We start from the raw sequence: 16,244 nt of genomic DNA, 5'->3' as shown, positions 1-16,244 counted from the left end.
CTGCCGAAGCAGGGTTTTTTATACGAAGCATCAGGTCTTAATGACGCGCTGCTTTAGCTTCTTCTTTGGTTTTTACAATGGGTGCTTTAACCAGAGCTTTTGGCAAAGAGGTCAGTGCCAGCGGTAAAATCTCATCAATCGATTTCACGGCTTTGATTTCTAGACCTTCTTTCACATTTTCTGGAATTTCCGCCAGGTCACGTACGTTTTCCTGTGGAATGAACACCAACTTGATGCCACCACGATGGGCTGCAAGCAGTTTTTCTTTCAAGCCACCGATACGCAGTGCACGGCCGCCCAGACTAGTTTCACCTGTCATTGCGATATCCGGACGAATCGGGATACCCGTAAAAGCAGATACCAATGCTGTAGTCAAAGCCAAACCTGCTGATGGGCCATCTTTCGGTGTTGCGCCTTCAGGTAAATGCACATGCACGTCAGTTTCTTCAAAGCGCGAGGCTTCGATACCGAGTTCATCCGCACGGGTACGCACTACAGTCATTGCAGCAGTAATCGATTCTTTCATGACATCGCCAAGAGAACCGGTGGTAATGAACTTGCCTTTACCTGGTACTGCTGCAACTTCAATGGTCAGTAATTCACCACCAACAGAAGTCCAAGCCAGACCATTTACACGGCCGATTTGCGCTTCTTCTTCCGCCATACCGTAGTCAAATTTATGTGGACCTAAGTATTCTGGAAGATTCGCTGCGGTCACTTCAACCTGAAGGTTTTTAGATTTCTTGCTAACAGCCTCTTTCACCACTTTACGTGCAATTTTTGACACTTCACGTTCAAGGTTACGAACACCGGCTTCACGCGTATAACGACGCACGATGTCACGAATTGCTTCTTCATGCACGGTCAACTCTTTGGCACGTAGACCATTGTTCTTGATGGCTTTAGGAACAAGGTAGCGGTCCGCAATATTGACTTTCTCTTCTTCGGTATAACCCGGAAGACGAATCACTTCCATACGGTCTAGCAGGGCCTCAGGAATGTTCATGCTGTTTGCAGTACAGATAAACATTACTTCAGACAGGTCCAGATCAAGATCCAGATAGTGATCGCTGAACTTGTTGTTCTGTGATGGATCAAGTACCTCAAGCATCGCAGAAGCCGGATCGCCACGGTAGTCTTGCGCCATCTTGTCGATTTCATCGAGCAAGAATAACGGGTTTTTTACGCCCACTTTAGTCAATGACTGCACAATTTTACCTGGCATCGCACCGATATAGGTACGACGGTGACCGCGAATTTCCGCTTCATCACGTACGCCGCCCAGCGCCATACGCACGAACTCACGACCAGTTGCTTTAGCAATTGATTCACCGAGTGAAGTTTTACCGACACCTGGAGGACCAACCAAACACAGAATCGGACCACGCAATTTTTTCACACGAGACTGAACTGCCAGATATTCCACAATGCGATCTTTGACATCGTCCAGACCATAATGGTCTGCATCCAGAATTTCCTGTGCTTTGTTCAGGTTAATGCTGACTTTGCTGGCTTTATTCCACGGTGTATCTAGAATCACTTCCAGATAGTTGCGTACCACAGCAGCTTCACTCGAAGCAGGCTGCATCGTTTTCAGCTTGCGGAACTCGTTTTCAGCTTTCTTGCGTACATGCTCAGGCAAATCTGCTTCAGCAAGACGTTTTTCAATTTCAGCGACATCATCTTCCGCGCCGCCGTTCATATCAGAAAGCTCGCGCTGAATGACTTTCATTTTTTCATTCAGGAAGTATTCGCGCTGGTTCTTTTCCATCTGACGTTTAACAGAGTCATGCAGGGTTTGCTCAATCTGTTGTTCTTCAGACTGTTGCAATAGATAAGTCATCAACTCAGTCAAATGCGCTTCGAATTCGTCATGTTCCAGGAATTTCTGTTTGACATCAATATTCAATGGAACACGGGTTGCGACGAAGAACAATAACTGTAATAGATCTTCAATTTTGTTGGCTGCGGTGATCAGTTCACGCGCATTACGAAGTTTCGCTTCTGCATATTGAGCGAAAAGCGCACGTAATTCCTGCAAGCGCACAGCTTGGGTATCTGCATCGACGCTCACCGTCATTGGGCTGAGTTCATGCTCTGCTGTCAGATACTCAGTTTCGTCAATGATGGTTTTCAGTTTGGCACGATGCAGGCCTTCAATCAGGACTTTAATACAGTTTTCATCATTTTCGTGATTCACAACTTGCACAATCTTCGCGACAGTACCGTATTGATATAAATTGTCGTGATCAATTTCTTCTGTAAGCGAATCTTTTTGCGCAACTACAAATACTAGATTGTCACTGTTACGAGCCACATCAACTGCATTGATCGATTTTTCACGACCGACAAACAGCGCAATTTGCATATGCGGATAAACCACCACATCACGCAGCGCCAAAAGGGGTAGTACACTTGGAACCTGAGGCTCTAAGGTTTCTTGATTCATAATAATTTCAGACATGAGCACTCCTAATGAGTGACAACGGTGTTGCCATGCTTTTAATAGTGATGGGTAATTTTAAAAATACAAGGGCAGTTAAGATTAAATTGTATGAAAAATGACTAATTATGTGATTTTAAAGTAGTTAGCAAGGGTAAAATTACAAAATTATCGTTTGAACTTTATAAAAATTGTCGGGGTGATTAAAGCATCAAGGGGCTGATCCCATGTTTCACGTTTTAACGGCTGTGCCAGCAGTTGAAAGTCATGTGCCAGCCCCAGACGAAATGGACGCCCGGGCGCAGAAGCCAAGGTTCGATCATAAAAACCGCCGCCCATCCCAATCCGGGTGCCTGAAGTGTCACAGGCCAGCAGTGGCATGAGCAATAGATCCAGTTTGGAAACATGCACACCACGAGTGCTCATGGGCTCGCGCATACCCAGCCGATGATGAGCAAAGCGCTTGTTATGATATTGATGCTGACTGATTCGAATCCAGACCAGCTGCTGATTCATGTCGCAAATCGCTGGTAGATACACCTGTTTGCCCAGTTTAAAACAGCGTTCAATAATCGATTGGGTCTGAATCTCCCCAAAAGCATGCAAATACAGGCCAATACGTTGGGCATGAATAAATTCTGGACTGCGGATCAGGCGGTTTAAGACTTTTTGTGCGGACTGCCTTTGCTCAAATTTAGAGAGATGACGACGCGTTTTACGAAGGTATCTTCTTAATTCCTGAATGGTCATAGGGCAAAAAGCATATGCAACAAATTTGTGCTCTAGTCTAAGTGGGAATTCTGGAAAAGTAAAAAATAATTGTAAGCTGCAATTTTATATTATTCCGTATCTGCTGATTTAAATTTAGCTAATTTGTCACCAGTTTCAAAGTTAAAAAACAGTTGCATCACTGGTTGTTAAAATGTGTTGAAACGGTCAATTTATTTTTTTTGATTCACGATTTTCCAAGCAATCAATTGTTCAGTGACAAACTCTGGAAATGCATGAGTTTAAGCACTTTGAAACAGCTTTCGATCAATAAAAATACAATTCTAAAGTAGGTTTATTCTGTTTTTGGTGAAAGATAGACAAGGGATCATATAACTATTCTCGACCGATATATGGGACACATTGGACTTAGGCAGAACGCGTAAGACCTAAATCAATGGAGATTGAAGATGATGAATATTGCGAAGAATACCATCTGCCTTTGGTACGATGACGATGCCGAAGGTGCAGCACGATTTTATGCAGAAACCTTTCCAGACTCCTCAGTTGGCGCGATCAATCTTGCACCCGGAGATTATCCCTCCGGAAAAGAAGGCGATGTTATCACCGTTGAATTTACGGTGATGGGCGTTGCCTGCATTGGACTGAATGGTGGCCCTGACTTTCAACACAATGAAGCATTTTCATTTCAGGTGGCGACTGAAGACCAAGAAGAAACAGACCGTTACTGGAATGCCATTATTGGCAATGGTGGTCAGGAAAGTGAGTGTGGATGGTGTAAAGACAAGTGGGGCATTTCCTGGCAGATTATGCCAGTGGTCCTCATCAACGCCTGTAACAGTCTTGACCGCGCTGCGGCCAAGCGCGCATTTAATGCGATGATGACCATGAAAAAAATTGACATCTCCGTGATCGAAGCGGCATTTCATGGTTAAGCGCCAAAGATATTGTCTTTCATTCGAGTTGATATTGCTGTGTAGCGCAATTTTACTGCAATAGTTAAATCTTCTCCTTTCTTTTTATCAACTCAAATTATCCCTCAACTCTATAAGGATCCGTTACAAAAATTTCAGATCAATCCAACTTGATTTGAACCTAAATCCAATTTCTTCATGATGATTCAAGGAGAATGTGCCATGAATTTTCCTCAATTACTGTTTATGGCGGGATGGGTCGCCCTGTCTGCACCTGCCGCTTTAGCCGTTGAACCGCCCATGTCGGGCAAAGCTAGCTCAGGTGCAGCTTCCTCTGCCGCTGATAAGAAAGCCATTGCAAGTGCCATGACTGCCGCACCTAAAAAAGTAGCCGCTGCGGCCACGATTGTCGCTGTCGGTGCAGATGGCAAAATGCGTACCTTGCGCAAGGGCAATAATGGGTTTACCTGTATGCCTGATAATCCGACTACGCCAGGTCCAGACCCAATGTGTATGGATCAGGCCGCTCTAGAATGGGCAGAGGCCTGGATGGGACATAAACCGCCCACAGTCGGGAAAGTAGGCTTTATGTATATGCTGGCAGGTGGTACGGATGCCAGTAATGTTGATCCCTATGCCAAGAAGCCTAGTGCGGGCAATCATTGGGTCAAAACAGGTCCCCATGTCATGATCGTCGGTGCTGAAGCTCGTTTCTATGATATGTATCCTAAGCATAAGCAACCGGATACCGCTTTGCCCTATGTCATGTGGTCTGGGACGCCTTATCAGCACTTAATGATCCCGGTGAAATAGTGAATACCGTAATGACGAATACACGCTGATTCAAACCTTTCAATTCAGGTATTTAATACACTCAATTTTTATGACTGTACTAAGCTACAAATAGAATAGTTCACTTAGAAGCTCATCAACAGATGGGCTTTTATATGAGCATTGCAAAAGTTGAGATGATGCAGATTATACAATATGAGTTGCAGAATAATTTTTGCACTGAATTGAAAACAGGCTGAACCAAAAACAACCATCCAATGAAATTCTTCCCAATTTATACATCTTAAATTTTGTTAATATATTGAAAATAAAATAAAAATTAAACTGGCATAAGTTCTGCATAACTGTATTCAAACTTGGATACAAGGTTGGATGCAGAATGCTTCATCAGAAAATGATCGGCTGGACAGTCCCAGCATGCCGCGATGCCGATCAGCAAAAAATGCTTCCACTGAATAACTTGGCTCAATTCATTGCCCGACTTGAGGGGAATGAACCTGCCTGGATTTCGGTTAGGACTGCTGCATATCTTATTCAAACAAAAATCGATGCATTTAAAAAAGCTGTATTTGCGGAAGGTATGCATCAAAGGCTACGACAGAGAGCAGTGAACATAGTCGATAGCGGGTTTATATGCAGCAGCTGAATCAGAAAAAAACGAAACAGATCCATTCAGCAGATTCAAAAAATAGAGAGAATAAAAGGGGATTCACATGTTTAAAACTGTACTGATTGCAAACCGGGGCGAAATTGCCGTTCGTGCCATTCGCACATTAAAAAAAATGGGCGTAACCAGTATAGCCGTCTATTCAGAAACGGACCGTTATGCACAGCATGTGATTGATGCAGATATTGCAGTGTCCTTAGAAGGCACCAAACCGAGTGATACCTATTTAAGTATTGAAAAACTGATTGCTGCAGCCAAGAATACCGGGGCTGAAGCAATTTTCCCAGGTTATGGTTTTCTGTCAGAAAGTGCTGATTTTGCTCGTGCCTGCGAAGAAAATGGCATTGCTTTCATGGGACCCACAGCTGAACAGATTCTGGAGTTTGGTTTAAAACATCGTGCCCGTGAACTTGCTGCAGCTGCCAATGTACCCATGACTCCCGGTACAGGTCTGCTAAATAGTCTGGACGAAGCTTTGGCAGAAGCTGAAAAAATTGGCTATCCGATTATGCTGAAAAGTACAGCAGGCGGTGGCGGAATTGGCTTGACCCGTTGTGATGATGCAGATGCACTTCAGGAGGCTTATGAAAGTGTAAAACGTCTGGGTGAGCAGTTCTTTAAAGATGCCGGAGTATTTCTGGAATGCTTTATCGATAAAGCCCGTCATGTCGAAGTTCAGATTTTTGGAGATGGACAGGGACAGGTGGTGGCTTTGGGCGAACGCGACTGCTCATTGCAGCGCCGTAATCAGAAAGTCGTGGAAGAAACCCCAGCGGCTCATTTACCTGAAGCAACCCGTCAAAAACTGCATCAGGCGGCAGTTGAACTGGGCAAATCGGTGAAATATCGCAGTGCCGGTACGGTTGAGTTTATTTATGATGCAGTGCATGACGAGTTTTATTTCCTTGAAGTGAATACCCGTTTGCAGGTGGAACATCCTGTCACTGAAATGGTGACTGGTTTAGACCTTATCGAATGCATGTTGAAAATCGCAGCAGGTGATACTCTGGATTGGCAGCATCTAAGCAGTATTCAGCCTCAGGGTGCAGCGATTGAAGTACGAATCTATGCAGAAGATCCAGTCAAGAATTTCCAGCCGAGTCCGGGTATTTTGACCGATGTCTTTTTTCCGGAAAATGTCCGGGTTGATACCTGGGTGAGTACCGGTACTGAAATTTCCCAATATTTTGATCCGATGGTTGCCAAGATTATTGTGCATGTTGAAGATCGGAATACTGCCATTCGTACGCTTAAATCAGTTTTGGCTGAAACTCGCCTGAATGGTATTAGTACCAATCTGGATTATGTGCATACTGTTATTTCAGATCCGCGTTTTGAGCAAATGCAAATCTGGACACGCATGCTGGATGATTTCAGATATGTGCCGAATGTGATTGAGGTGATTCAGCCGGGTACACAAAGTTCGATTCAGGATTATCCAGGTCGTGTCGGGTATTGGGATATTGGTGTACCGCCTTCAGGCCCAATGGATGATTATGCCTTCCGGCTGGCCAATAAAATTGTCGGGAATGCCGAGGCAGCCGCCGGGTTCGAATTTACCCTGCAAGGTCCGACCCTCAAGTTTCATGCAGACAATATCATTGCTTTAACTGGCGCACCTTGTCCGGTAAGTCTGGATGATGAAGCAGTAAATTTCTGGCAGCCTATTCAGGTAAAAGCAGGACAAACCCTAAAAATCGGACAGGTGGAATCCGGCTGCCGGACCTACTTGGCCGTACGAAATGGTCTGAATGTACCGGAATACTTAGGTAGCCGTTCTACCTTTGCTTTAGGTAATTTTGGTGGACATGCAGGCCGAGTGTTACGGGCTGGTGACATGGTTAAGATGGTGAATCCTGACCTGCCAGCTGATGGTCTACCTTTGGCGATTGCAGAACCTGAAGCTTTGGCAACAGATCTGATTCCAAGTTATGGTAAGGAATGGAAAATTGGTGTGCTCTATGGTCCACATGGAGCACCTGATTTCTTTAAAGCTAAATATATTGAGGAGTTTTTTGCATCAAGCTGGAAAGTACATTTTAACTCGAACCGGTTGGGTATCCGTTTAATTGGATCGACGCCAAGCTGGGCGCGTGAAAATGGCGGTGAAGCGGGACTGCATCCATCCAATGTACATGACTGTGAATATGCCATTGGTGCAATCAACTTTACCGGTGACTTCCCCGTAATCCTTGCCAAAGATGGTCCGAGCCTGGGTGGTTTCGTCTGTCCGGTGACCATTGCCAAAGCTGAACTCTGGAAAATTGGTCAACTGAAAGCTGATGACACGATTAGCTTCTATCCAATCTCGATAGAGCAGGCCAATGCACTGGAGCGGCAGCAAATTCAAACCCTCCAAAACTTTGCCAAGGCAGAGATGACTCACGAGGCTGAAGTTGTTGCAGTTCAGGCAGAAAGTATCCTGGCACTGCGTGAAGCTACGCCAGATGCACCAAAAGCTGTATATCGTCAGGCCGGTGACAGTTATATCTTACTGGAATATGGTGACAACGTACTGGATTTGGCCCTGCGCCTGCGCGTACACCGATTAATGCAACTGATCCGTAAAGCTGATCTTGAGGGTATCCTGGAATTGTCACCTGGTGTGCGATCCTTGCAGATTAAATATGATGGTCTGCAATGTAGCCAGCAGCAACTGATTCACTTCCTGCTTGGTCTTGAAGAACAGATGGGCGATCTGCGTGACATTAAAATTCCTTCAAGAATTATCCATTTGCCTATGGCCTTTGAGGACTCAGCGACTCTAGGTGCGGTGGAACGTTATCAGGAAAGCGTTTGTGCCAAAGCGCCATGGTTACCGAATAATATTGATTTTATTCAGCGGATTAATGGTTTAAGTCACCGCCAGCAGGTCAAGGACATCATTTTTGATGCCAATTATCTGATTTTAGGGCTAGGTGATGTATATCTGACTGCACCTTGTGCAGTGCCCATTGATCCGCGCCACCGTTTACTGAGTTCCAAATATAATCCGGCCCGTACTTTTACCGCTGAAGGTACAGTCGGGATTGGTGGCATGTATATGTGTATTTATGGCATGGACTCACCGGGTGGCTATCAGTTGATTGGCCGTACCGTACCGATCTGGAATAAGTTTAAAAAGAACAAGCAGTTTGGCGATCAGCAATGGTTCTTACGCTTTTTTGACCAGATTAAATATTATGAGGTCACTGAGGCCGAACTGGATCAGTTCCGTGCTGATTTCGCCCATGGTCTGGCAGAAATCAAAATTGAGGAATGCGAGTTTGACTTTGCAGCATATCAGGATTTCCTTGCTGCAGAACAGGACAGCATTGCCACCTTTAAAGCGCAGCAGCAGGCTGCTTTTAGTGCCGAGGTAGAACGCTGGAAAGACGAGTTTGATGCACCTGTAGAAATAGAAGTGCTGCAGGATGACACCGATTACAGCCAGTATGTCCCTCTCAACGCCTCTATGACCGGCAATATCTGGAAGATTTTTGTAGAAGCGGGGCAGATTGTGAAAAAAGGCGACACGGTGGCCATCATTGAAGCCATGAAAATGGAACTGCCGGTCTATGCTGACGATGATGGTATCGTTAAAGCGATTATCTGCCGTTCTGGTCAGACCGTGCATAGTGGTGAGCCACTGGTCTATATGGAGTAATGGAGTGAGCCATGACTATTGTTCGCAATCCAAGTACTAAAGCGACCGGAAAAAGCTCAGACAATCTGTCTGAGCTGGTTCTCCAGAAAATTAAAAATGATATTTTTGACTTTAAACTGATGCCGGGAGAGCGGTTTACCGAATCGGAAATTGCTGAAAGCTATGCCGTCAGCCGTACACCTATTCGGCAAGCTTTGTATCGTTTGCAGCAGGAAGGCTATGTGGACGTTCAGTTTAGAAGTGGCTGGAAGGTCCGGCCACTAAACTTTAAAGCCTATGAAGAGTTATATGATCTGCGAATTTTGCTGGAATGTTATGCAGTCGAACAACTGTGTCTAATGCCCAAAGACCAGTTGCAGGTTGCCCTAGCTGTTTTGATTCAAACCTGGTGTGTTCAACCAGAACAGTATGTCTATGATCTCAGGGAGCTATCTGCACAAGATGAAGCATTTCATTGTCATTTGGTATTTGCAGCCGGCAATGCAGAAATGGCGAAAATTCACAGTGAGATCAGCGAGAAAATTCGCATCATACGCCGTCTGGATTTTTCCAAAGATTATCGGATTGAGGCCACCTATGCCGAACATCAACAGATTTTAAGGGGATTACTTGCACAAGATGCAGCGTTCTGTCTCTCTATATTGGATGCCCATATCCGGCACAGCCGTAATGAGGTGAAAAAAATTACACTGGAAATGTTATCCTCTAGTCCTGCGTAAGTTAATCAGGATAAATTTATTTTATAGCAAGAAAAATATCAGACCTGACTTAAAATTGATAACCAATTCATAACCAGAAAAAACAAGAACCCGCTAGTGGCATCTCAAATTGTTTTTTAAAGTAAGTTGAGGATGATAATAACAAGAGATAAAAATGCTTCATCAGCCTATTCAACTTTTACTTACAGGTGCCGGCTGTGCACTTCTCCTAACCATGACTGGATGTACCATGCCTTCCAAGTCGCCAATCAATGACAGTTATGGTTCCCAGCCACATTTGCCCAAACCAAAATCAAGCTTGCTGCCTACGGTCAATATTGCACCTGCTAAAGGTTGGCCTGAAGGTAAAATGCCGACAACAGCGACAGGTTTAAAAGTTCAGGCATTTGCCAAAGGGTTGCAGCATCCGCGCTGGCTGTATGTATTGCCGAATGGTGATGTATTGGTGGCTGAAACCGATGCACCGCCTAAGCCCGATGACAGCAAAGGGATCAAAGGCAAAATCATGAAATGGGTGATGCAACGTGCAGGTTCATCGCACCCCAGTGCCAACCGCATCAGTCTACTTCGCGATAGCAATGGAGATGGGGTGGCTGAACAAAAAACCGTATTTTTACAGAATCTCAATTCTCCATTTGGCATGGCGCTAGTCGGTAATATGCTGTATGTGGCGAATACTGATGCCCTGATGCGTTTTCCTTATCAGAACGGTGCGACTCAAATTACAGCAACTGGTACCAAGATGCTGGATTTACCGGCAGGTCGTTTAAACCATCACTGGACCAAAAATGTCATTGCCAATCCTGCCGGAAGCAAACTCTATATCACGGTGGGTTCCAACAGTAATGTCGCTGAAAATGGCTTAGAGCAAGAGCAGGGCCGGGCACTGATCATGGAATTTGACATAGCCAGTGCTCAAGCGCGACCTTTTGCCACCGGACTGCGTAATCCGAATGGCATGGATTGGCAACCTAAGAGCGGCACACTTTGGACAGTGGTGAATGAACGTGATGAGCTCGGTAATGATCTGGTTCCTGATTACCTGACCTCTGTCAAAGAAGGTGCTTTTTATGGCTGGCCCTATAGTTATTATGGCCAACATGTAGATACACGGGTCAAACCGCAAAAACCTGCCTTAGTTGCGCGAGCAATTCCACCGGATTATGCATTGGGCAATCATACAGCTTCATTGGGCTTGGCCTTCTATAGGGCAGACCTGATGCCTCAATATCGAAACGGTGCGCTGATTGGCCAGCATGGTTCATGGAACCGCAAACCGCATAGTGGCTATAAAGTGATTTTTGTTCCCTTTCAGAATGGGCAACCGATGGGCCCACCTCAAGATGTTTTGACTGGATTTTTAAGTGATCAGGACGATGCATATGGGCGACCGGTCGGTGTGGCGGTAGATTCTTCAGGTGCCATTTTGGTTGCTGATGATGTCGGTGATGTGATTTGGCGAGTATCACCCTTGAGTACACTAGCTGCAGTAAGTAAATAAAGGTCTAGGGATTCAAGATTTTATTAAGATCTGAATCTATGGAAAGTAAAAGTTAAAGCAAAGACTGTTTCATTCAAACGTCAATATTTTGATTGAAAATATGCAAAGGTTAGCGGATTTAAAATAATTTTTAAGCTTCATTTAAGCTGGCTGAATTAGGCTTTCAGGATATTTTTACGCGGGATTACAGCATGTACAGAGATTCTGCTGATCCCATTAAAAATTATCTAAACCTAAGTACCAGTTTTAAGTGCGGCTAAAAACTGGATATAAAAATTTAAAATATCGCAAAAAGAGGATTTTAAGAATGAAATCAATTGTTGCATTTATTTTCCCTTGGTCATTATTTATGACCCTTCATCGACCAGCCGAAGCCACAGTATGCTTAATGCTTCAGATTTCGATTTTAGGCTGGATTCCTGCTGCAATCTGGGCCATGCACACTTTATATCGGGATAAAATAGCCTGAAAAATAGGAAAATAAGTTACTGAAAAATTGTTTGATTTTGACGGAAGTAATTAAAGCCCTATCTTTTTCATAGCTAAAGATTTTTTTTCATTCCAGATAATGAATACATCAATAAAATGAATCTAGAGGAATGTTCGAGAGAAATACTACAAAATTAAAATAAGAGGAAATTCAGGAAAAATTATAATTATATTTTGAAAACGAAATTGAAGTACTCCGAAGATGCCGCTGCATGTGTCGTTACCCTGAACCCGATGAGTTCAAGGAGGATGCGACGTATACTTGCTGGGTTTCCCATACGGAGATGGGCATACACTCTAAATATACAGAACACACCCATAAGTGTTAGTATCGGCAGGGGAATAGACCCGCTGGCGAACACCTCAGAGTTAAGTTAATTATAAACAATAATCCCGGTGTGGCAACTCTATGCTGTTCATGAACTGTAAACAGTTCGGTCGAATGTCCGAAGTTTAAACAGAATTCGAGATTATTCAGTCAGTTCTTCAACTTCTTCTAAAATAGTTTGTAACAAACGCTCGCAATGCGCATATTGTTGCAGGGATCTGTTCATATTCAAGACCTCCTGCATCAGCTCAAGTGCCACCATAATAATCAGCTTGCTGGGTTCCATACGTGGTGCTTTACGGCGAAATTCATCGTATTTGTCATTCAATAACTGTGCTGCGCGTTCTAATTCTTCCTGCTTGTCAGGAGTAGAGGCCAGACGGAAACTATGCCCCAATACTCTGAGATCAATTGCAATTTGTTCACTCATGGTGAGGCTTCCTCAGTCGCTTCAGTCGGATGGGCCAGTTGTTGAATTTCCTGTGCGTGATGATCCTGCGCAGTACCGAGAATCGCCAGACGTTGAATAATCGCTTCAACCTTGGCTTTGGCATTTTCATTTTTCTGGGTTAAACGTTCAGATTCCTGAGTCAGACGCTGAATTTCCTGTTGGGCATGACGCTGTTCAAGGATCATCTTTTCCTTAACCACACGCAGTTCATTCCGTTCAGCCAGAATTTCCTGAAAACGGTTTTTTAGATCGGTACAGCTTTTTTCCAGACGGCCATAACGGTCTGCCAGTGCAGTTGCATCATTATTGAGCAGTTGAAATTGGGCACGAGAATCCGTCAATTGTTCTGTCAGATTTTCATTTTCTTGTTGTTTTTGCGCAATCACGCTGTTCTTTTGTTCAATTTGCTGTTGATGTTGCATCATTGAAGAGTCTTGCTCTTCGCGCAAACTGGAATTTTCACTTTCAAGCCGTGCAAGTCGCGTTTTTAACACGCCGATCTGCACTTGTAGACGCTGTAATTCTTCTAACATATCGAGGTCGCACAGTGTTGCAAACAAAGGTAATATATAAGCAGTATAAAGATTGGATAAACGAATGCAAGACGATATTTCAGGTTGGACCGAATGGCACCGCAATTTTTCTTCAATTGAGGAAATTTCTAGCCCTAGCGAACTACATGGTTTGCTGACTGGCATTGTTTGTGTCACCCAGGCGCCAAGCAGTGAAGAGTGGTTACAGATTTTAGAAACACTGGATGTACCTGAACTGGATGCCGAAGCATTAGAGTTGTTGGCGGGCGAAGCTGAAGATGTGTTCCATGCATTGTCTGAAGATGAGCTGGATTATTTACCTTTGCTGCCTGATGATGAGCATGTGCTTTCAGAACGCGTACAGGCTCTGGCGGACTGGTGTGCAGGCGTGGTCTTAGGTTTCGGACTGGCTTCAGGACATATCCGTCAGGATGAAGTTGAGCTGATTGAACATTTACAAGATGTAGCCGCAGTTGAATTTGAAGACTCGGACGATGATGCCGAAAGTGAAGAAAGCTATCAGGAATTGTACGAATTTGTGCGGCTGATTCCTGTCAGTCTGTCTTTAGGGCGTAAAAAGGTCGAAGTTGAAGAAACGCCCCTCTTACAGCAATTTAGTCAAAAAAATCAGCCTAAAGTCGCTACTACAGAAGCGCAAAGTGTAGTCGAGATTTTCTCGCCTAAACGTCTAAGCTGATGAAATGCTGAGGTGAGTCATCACCTGCTTGAAATCAGGCATATATTTTGCTGTTTACAGTGAAATCTATAGTCTGATTTCAAGACTATATTCTAAATACAAGTATTGATCGATAAGAAAGAAGTAAGGTGTAATGAAGAAATTGACACAGGCAGTTTTTGAGGAACGTCGCGCAATCCTCGCAGGGGAAATCGGTTTACGCAGTATCGCTATTATCGCGACCAGTCCGGTAGCCATGCGTAACCGTGATGCAGATTATAAATACCGTGCAGACAGTAGTTTCTTCTATTTAACCGGATTCGCGGAACCTGAAGCTGTGGCTGTGATTGAAACCTTTGACACTGAAGAAGAAGGCTATAGCTACAGTTTGTTCTGTCGTGAACGCAACCGTGAAATGGAAATCTGGAATGGCTACCGCGCGGGTATTGATGGGGCTATTCAGGATTATGATGCAGATGAAGCCTATGCGATTGATTTGCTGGATGAAGAAATCTTAGAAAAGTTACAAAATAAAGATCAGTTATTTTATCGCATTGGACAGCATGCAGAGTTTGATGCGCGTGTCGCCAAATGGATTGCAACTGCAAGTGGTGAAAGCCGTCGTGGTACTTCTGCGCCAGCGCAAGTAATTCAGCTGGATCGTATTGTTGATGAAATGCGTCTGCATAAAGATGCAAATGAAATCGAACTGATGCAGATTGCTTCCGATATTTCTGCTGATGCACATACGCAAGCGATGCTAGCAGTACGTCCGGGTATGATGGAATATGCGCTGGAAGCCGAGCTGAATTATGTCTTTGGCAAAAATGGCGGTGTTCCGGCTTATAACAGTATTGTCGGTGGCGGTGAGAATGCCTGCATCCTGCATTATGTAGAAAATGACAAAGAACTGAAAGATGGCGATTTAGTCCTGATTGATGCTGCAGCTGAATATCAGTTCTATGCTTCAGACATTACCCGTACCTTTCCGGTAAATGGTAAATTCAGTCCGGAACAGAAAGCCTTATATAACGTAGTACTGGATGCTCAAATCGCTGCGATCAATGCCGTGCAAATTGGTAACTCGTATAAAGAACCTCACAATGTTGCAGTGCGTATTTTGGTGCAGGGTTTGCTCGATCTTGGCTTGATGCAGGGTAATATCGACGAGATTATAGAAAAAGAAGCTTTTCGTCAGTTCTACATGCACGGTACGGGGCATTGGCTCGGTATGGATGTGCATGATGTCGGTGCTTATAAGGTTGATGGTGAATGGCGCTCGTATGAAGAGGGCATGGTCGTGACCGTTGAGCCGGGTCTTTACATCGCGTCTGATGATGAAACAGTGGATACCAAATGGCGTGGAATTGGCATTAGGATTGAAGATGATGTGGTGGCCACTGCAAATGGCCCGCTAGTTTTAACCGCGAAAGTCGTCAAAACGGTAGAAGAGATTGAGGCATTAATGGCGAAAGCGTGCGCTGCTTAATTTGAGAAAAAATACAGCAAGCCGGTCGCAAGATCGGTTTTTTTTATGACATTTCTATGCCGTTTCAAACAAGAATTCCTAGCTATATCGCATCGATCAAAAAGTGATTTAGCTTACGTTTATATCGAACAAGTCAAATAAAACTCACCTAAGTAAAATTTACAGCTTAAAAATTGACAGGAAGTCAACACAGAAAATCCGTTTTTAGCATCAAAGCTACATATTAAATGCGCTGAGATTCTCATACTTTCTCTGATCCTTAAATAAACTTAAATAAGAGTAGGAGAACACTTATGAGATTAAATACGATTGATTGGATTGCTTATGCTTTAACAATCATTGGTGGCATCAATTGGGGTTTAATTGGTGCATTCGATTTTAATTTGGTCGCTGCGATCTTTGGTGATATGAGCGCCTTATCTCGAATTATTTATGTATTGGTTGGTTTGTCGGCATTGTACCTGATTTATACAGGAACGAAGTTGGGTAAAACAGTACACCATACAGATCATCATACCAATATTGTGCGTTAAGCTAATCCTCCTGCACGAGTTTCTTACAAGATAGGATAATGTCTTTGAGTAGCTTGTCGAGAGGATAGAAATAGTGTGGAAGATGAAGAAACCTCGGTATATTTCCGGGGTTTTTTATATAGGTGTTTATAGGTTATTAATAGAATCATCCTCAGATCTACAACAACACTTAGCTAAAGATTAATGATTACTATCATACAAATAAGATTAGGTTGTACATGGTTGGATAAATTTTTTTTAAAATATCTGTTAGCTAAAAAATCGAGTTATATTTATAAAACTCTCTAAAAATAAGAAAATAATAGTGATTGAAAATGGGCCTTCTGCTCCTGAC

Annotated in this window: 14 protein-coding genes and 1 other RNA gene; 10 read left to right on the top strand and 5 right to left on the bottom strand. The window is 43.8% G+C overall.

Features of this window, described 5'->3' with window-relative positions; translation table 11 throughout:
• Positions 1-37 precede the first annotated feature (37 nt).
• Together lon and J7649_RS06040 are read right to left on the bottom strand one after the other, a co-directional pair.
• Positions 38-2,464, bottom strand: a complete 2,427-nt coding sequence (lon, locus tag J7649_RS06045) for an endopeptidase La (protein ID WP_085064793.1) — start codon at positions 2,462-2,464, stop codon at positions 38-40.
• Between the two features lie 147 nt (positions 2,465-2,611).
• A complete protein-coding gene (locus J7649_RS06040) occupies positions 2,612-3,193 on the bottom strand; it encodes a 5-formyltetrahydrofolate cyclo-ligase (RefSeq protein ID WP_191111932.1) in 582 nt (193 codons plus the stop codon).
• 431 nt (positions 3,194-3,624) lie between these two features.
• Here J7649_RS06040 and J7649_RS06035 point away from each other — a divergent pair, with 431 nt between their 5' ends.
• The 7 genes from J7649_RS06035 to J7649_RS06005 all read left to right on the top strand — a co-directional run bounded on the left by J7649_RS06035 (position 3,625) and on the right by J7649_RS06005 (position 11,880).
• On the top strand, positions 3,625-4,107 hold the full coding sequence (locus tag J7649_RS06035; RefSeq protein ID WP_219310061.1) for a VOC family protein: 483 nt from the start codon (positions 3,625-3,627) through the stop codon (positions 4,105-4,107).
• Between the two features lie 201 nt (positions 4,108-4,308).
• Positions 4,309-4,899, top strand: a complete 591-nt coding sequence (locus J7649_RS06030; protein ID WP_219309840.1) for a hypothetical protein — start codon at positions 4,309-4,311, stop codon at positions 4,897-4,899.
• A gap of 358 nt (positions 4,900-5,257) precedes the next feature.
• Positions 5,258-5,524, top strand: coding sequence for a hypothetical protein (locus tag J7649_RS06025; RefSeq protein WP_114541605.1), 267 nt, complete (start codon positions 5,258-5,260; stop codon positions 5,522-5,524).
• 67 nt (positions 5,525-5,591) lie between these two features.
• Positions 5,592-9,191: an urea carboxylase gene (gene uca, locus J7649_RS06020; protein ID WP_219309837.1), complete on the top strand. Its 3,600-nt coding sequence runs from the start codon at positions 5,592-5,594 to the stop codon at positions 9,189-9,191.
• An 11-nt stretch (positions 9,192-9,202) separates the two neighbouring features.
• Positions 9,203-9,910 carry a GntR family transcriptional regulator gene (locus tag J7649_RS06015; RefSeq protein ID WP_044111563.1) on the top strand — a complete coding sequence of 236 codons (708 nt, stop codon included), beginning with the start codon at positions 9,203-9,205 and terminating at the stop codon, positions 9,908-9,910.
• Between the two features lie 214 nt (positions 9,911-10,124).
• Positions 10,125-11,411 carry a PQQ-dependent sugar dehydrogenase gene (locus J7649_RS06010; RefSeq protein ID WP_420868646.1) on the top strand — a complete coding sequence of 429 codons (1,287 nt, stop codon included), beginning with the start codon at positions 10,125-10,127 and terminating at the stop codon, positions 11,409-11,411.
• 307 nt (positions 11,412-11,718) lie between these two features.
• On the top strand, positions 11,719-11,880 hold the full coding sequence (locus J7649_RS06005) for a YqaE/Pmp3 family membrane protein (protein ID WP_005267030.1): 162 nt from the start codon (positions 11,719-11,721) through the stop codon (positions 11,878-11,880).
• A gap of 209 nt (positions 11,881-12,089) precedes the next feature.
• On the opposite strand, the gene ssrS is transcribed toward J7649_RS06005, so the two are convergent.
• The 3 genes from ssrS to J7649_RS05990 all read right to left on the bottom strand — a co-directional run bounded on the left by ssrS (position 12,090) and on the right by J7649_RS05990 (position 13,212).
• Positions 12,090-12,273: non-coding RNA, 6S RNA (gene ssrS / locus J7649_RS06000), on the bottom strand.
• A gap of 97 nt (positions 12,274-12,370) precedes the next feature.
• Positions 12,371-12,658 (bottom strand): cell division protein ZapA, encoded by a 288-nt coding sequence (locus tag J7649_RS05995; RefSeq protein ID WP_004279505.1) that lies wholly within the window; start codon positions 12,656-12,658, stop codon positions 12,371-12,373.
• On the bottom strand, positions 12,655-13,212 hold the full coding sequence (locus tag J7649_RS05990; RefSeq protein WP_191111923.1) for a hypothetical protein: 558 nt from the start codon (positions 13,210-13,212) through the stop codon (positions 12,655-12,657). The genes J7649_RS05995 and J7649_RS05990 overlap by 4 nt, the downstream gene beginning before the upstream one ends.
• Before the next feature lie 64 nt (positions 13,213-13,276).
• Between J7649_RS05990 and J7649_RS05985 the strand changes: the two genes are divergently transcribed.
• The 3 genes from J7649_RS05985 (at position 13,277) to J7649_RS05975 (ending at position 15,910) form a co-directional block, all read left to right on the top strand.
• On the top strand, positions 13,277-13,909 hold the full coding sequence (locus J7649_RS05985) for a UPF0149 family protein (protein WP_219309833.1): 633 nt from the start codon (positions 13,277-13,279) through the stop codon (positions 13,907-13,909).
• 133 nt (positions 13,910-14,042) lie between these two features.
• Positions 14,043-15,377: a Xaa-Pro aminopeptidase gene (pepP, locus tag J7649_RS05980; RefSeq protein WP_219309831.1), complete on the top strand. Its 1,335-nt coding sequence runs from the start codon at positions 14,043-14,045 to the stop codon at positions 15,375-15,377.
• A 293-nt stretch (positions 15,378-15,670) separates the two neighbouring features.
• Complete coding sequence (locus J7649_RS05975; RefSeq protein ID WP_005107468.1) at positions 15,671-15,910, top strand: DUF378 domain-containing protein; 240 nt, start codon at positions 15,671-15,673, stop codon at positions 15,908-15,910.
• Positions 15,911-16,244 lie beyond the last annotated feature (334 nt).

The sequence above is a fragment of the Acinetobacter lwoffii genome (assembly GCF_019343495.1).
GTDB classification, from domain to species: domain Bacteria; phylum Pseudomonadota; class Gammaproteobacteria; order Pseudomonadales; family Moraxellaceae; genus Acinetobacter; species Acinetobacter lwoffii_P.
Note: the sequence above shows the minus strand (reverse complement) of the source record. Positions and strands in the feature narration are given on the sequence as shown.

What these genes read in the sequence shown, in the direction of transcription:
- lon (WP_085064793.1), bottom strand. Translation starts at nt 2,464, where the DNA reads ATGTCTGAAATTATTATGAATCAAGAAACCTTAGAGCCTCAGGTTCCA.
- J7649_RS06040 (WP_191111932.1), bottom strand. Translation starts at nt 3,193, where the DNA reads ATGACCATTCAGGAATTAAGAAGATACCTTCGTAAAACGCGTCGTCAT.
- J7649_RS06035 (WP_219310061.1), top strand. Translation starts at nt 3,625, where the DNA reads ATGAATATTGCGAAGAATACCATCTGCCTTTGGTACGATGACGATGCC.
- J7649_RS06030 (WP_219309840.1), top strand. Translation starts at nt 4,309, where the DNA reads ATGAATTTTCCTCAATTACTGTTTATGGCGGGATGGGTCGCCCTGTCT.
- J7649_RS06025 (WP_114541605.1), top strand. Translation starts at nt 5,258, where the DNA reads ATGCTTCATCAGAAAATGATCGGCTGGACAGTCCCAGCATGCCGCGAT.
- uca (WP_219309837.1), top strand. Translation starts at nt 5,592, where the DNA reads ATGTTTAAAACTGTACTGATTGCAAACCGGGGCGAAATTGCCGTTCGT.
- J7649_RS06015 (WP_044111563.1), top strand. Translation starts at nt 9,203, where the DNA reads ATGACTATTGTTCGCAATCCAAGTACTAAAGCGACCGGAAAAAGCTCA.
- J7649_RS06010 (WP_420868646.1), top strand. Translation starts at nt 10,125, where the DNA reads ATGACTGGATGTACCATGCCTTCCAAGTCGCCAATCAATGACAGTTAT.
- J7649_RS06005 (WP_005267030.1), top strand. Translation starts at nt 11,719, where the DNA reads ATGAAATCAATTGTTGCATTTATTTTCCCTTGGTCATTATTTATGACC.
- J7649_RS05995 (WP_004279505.1), bottom strand. Translation starts at nt 12,658, where the DNA reads ATGAGTGAACAAATTGCAATTGATCTCAGAGTATTGGGGCATAGTTTC.
- J7649_RS05990 (WP_191111923.1), bottom strand. Translation starts at nt 13,212, where the DNA reads ATGTTAGAAGAATTACAGCGTCTACAAGTGCAGATCGGCGTGTTAAAA.
- J7649_RS05985 (WP_219309833.1), top strand. Translation starts at nt 13,277, where the DNA reads ATGCAAGACGATATTTCAGGTTGGACCGAATGGCACCGCAATTTTTCT.
- pepP (WP_219309831.1), top strand. Translation starts at nt 14,043, where the DNA reads ATGAAGAAATTGACACAGGCAGTTTTTGAGGAACGTCGCGCAATCCTC.
- J7649_RS05975 (WP_005107468.1), top strand. Translation starts at nt 15,671, where the DNA reads ATGAGATTAAATACGATTGATTGGATTGCTTATGCTTTAACAATCATT.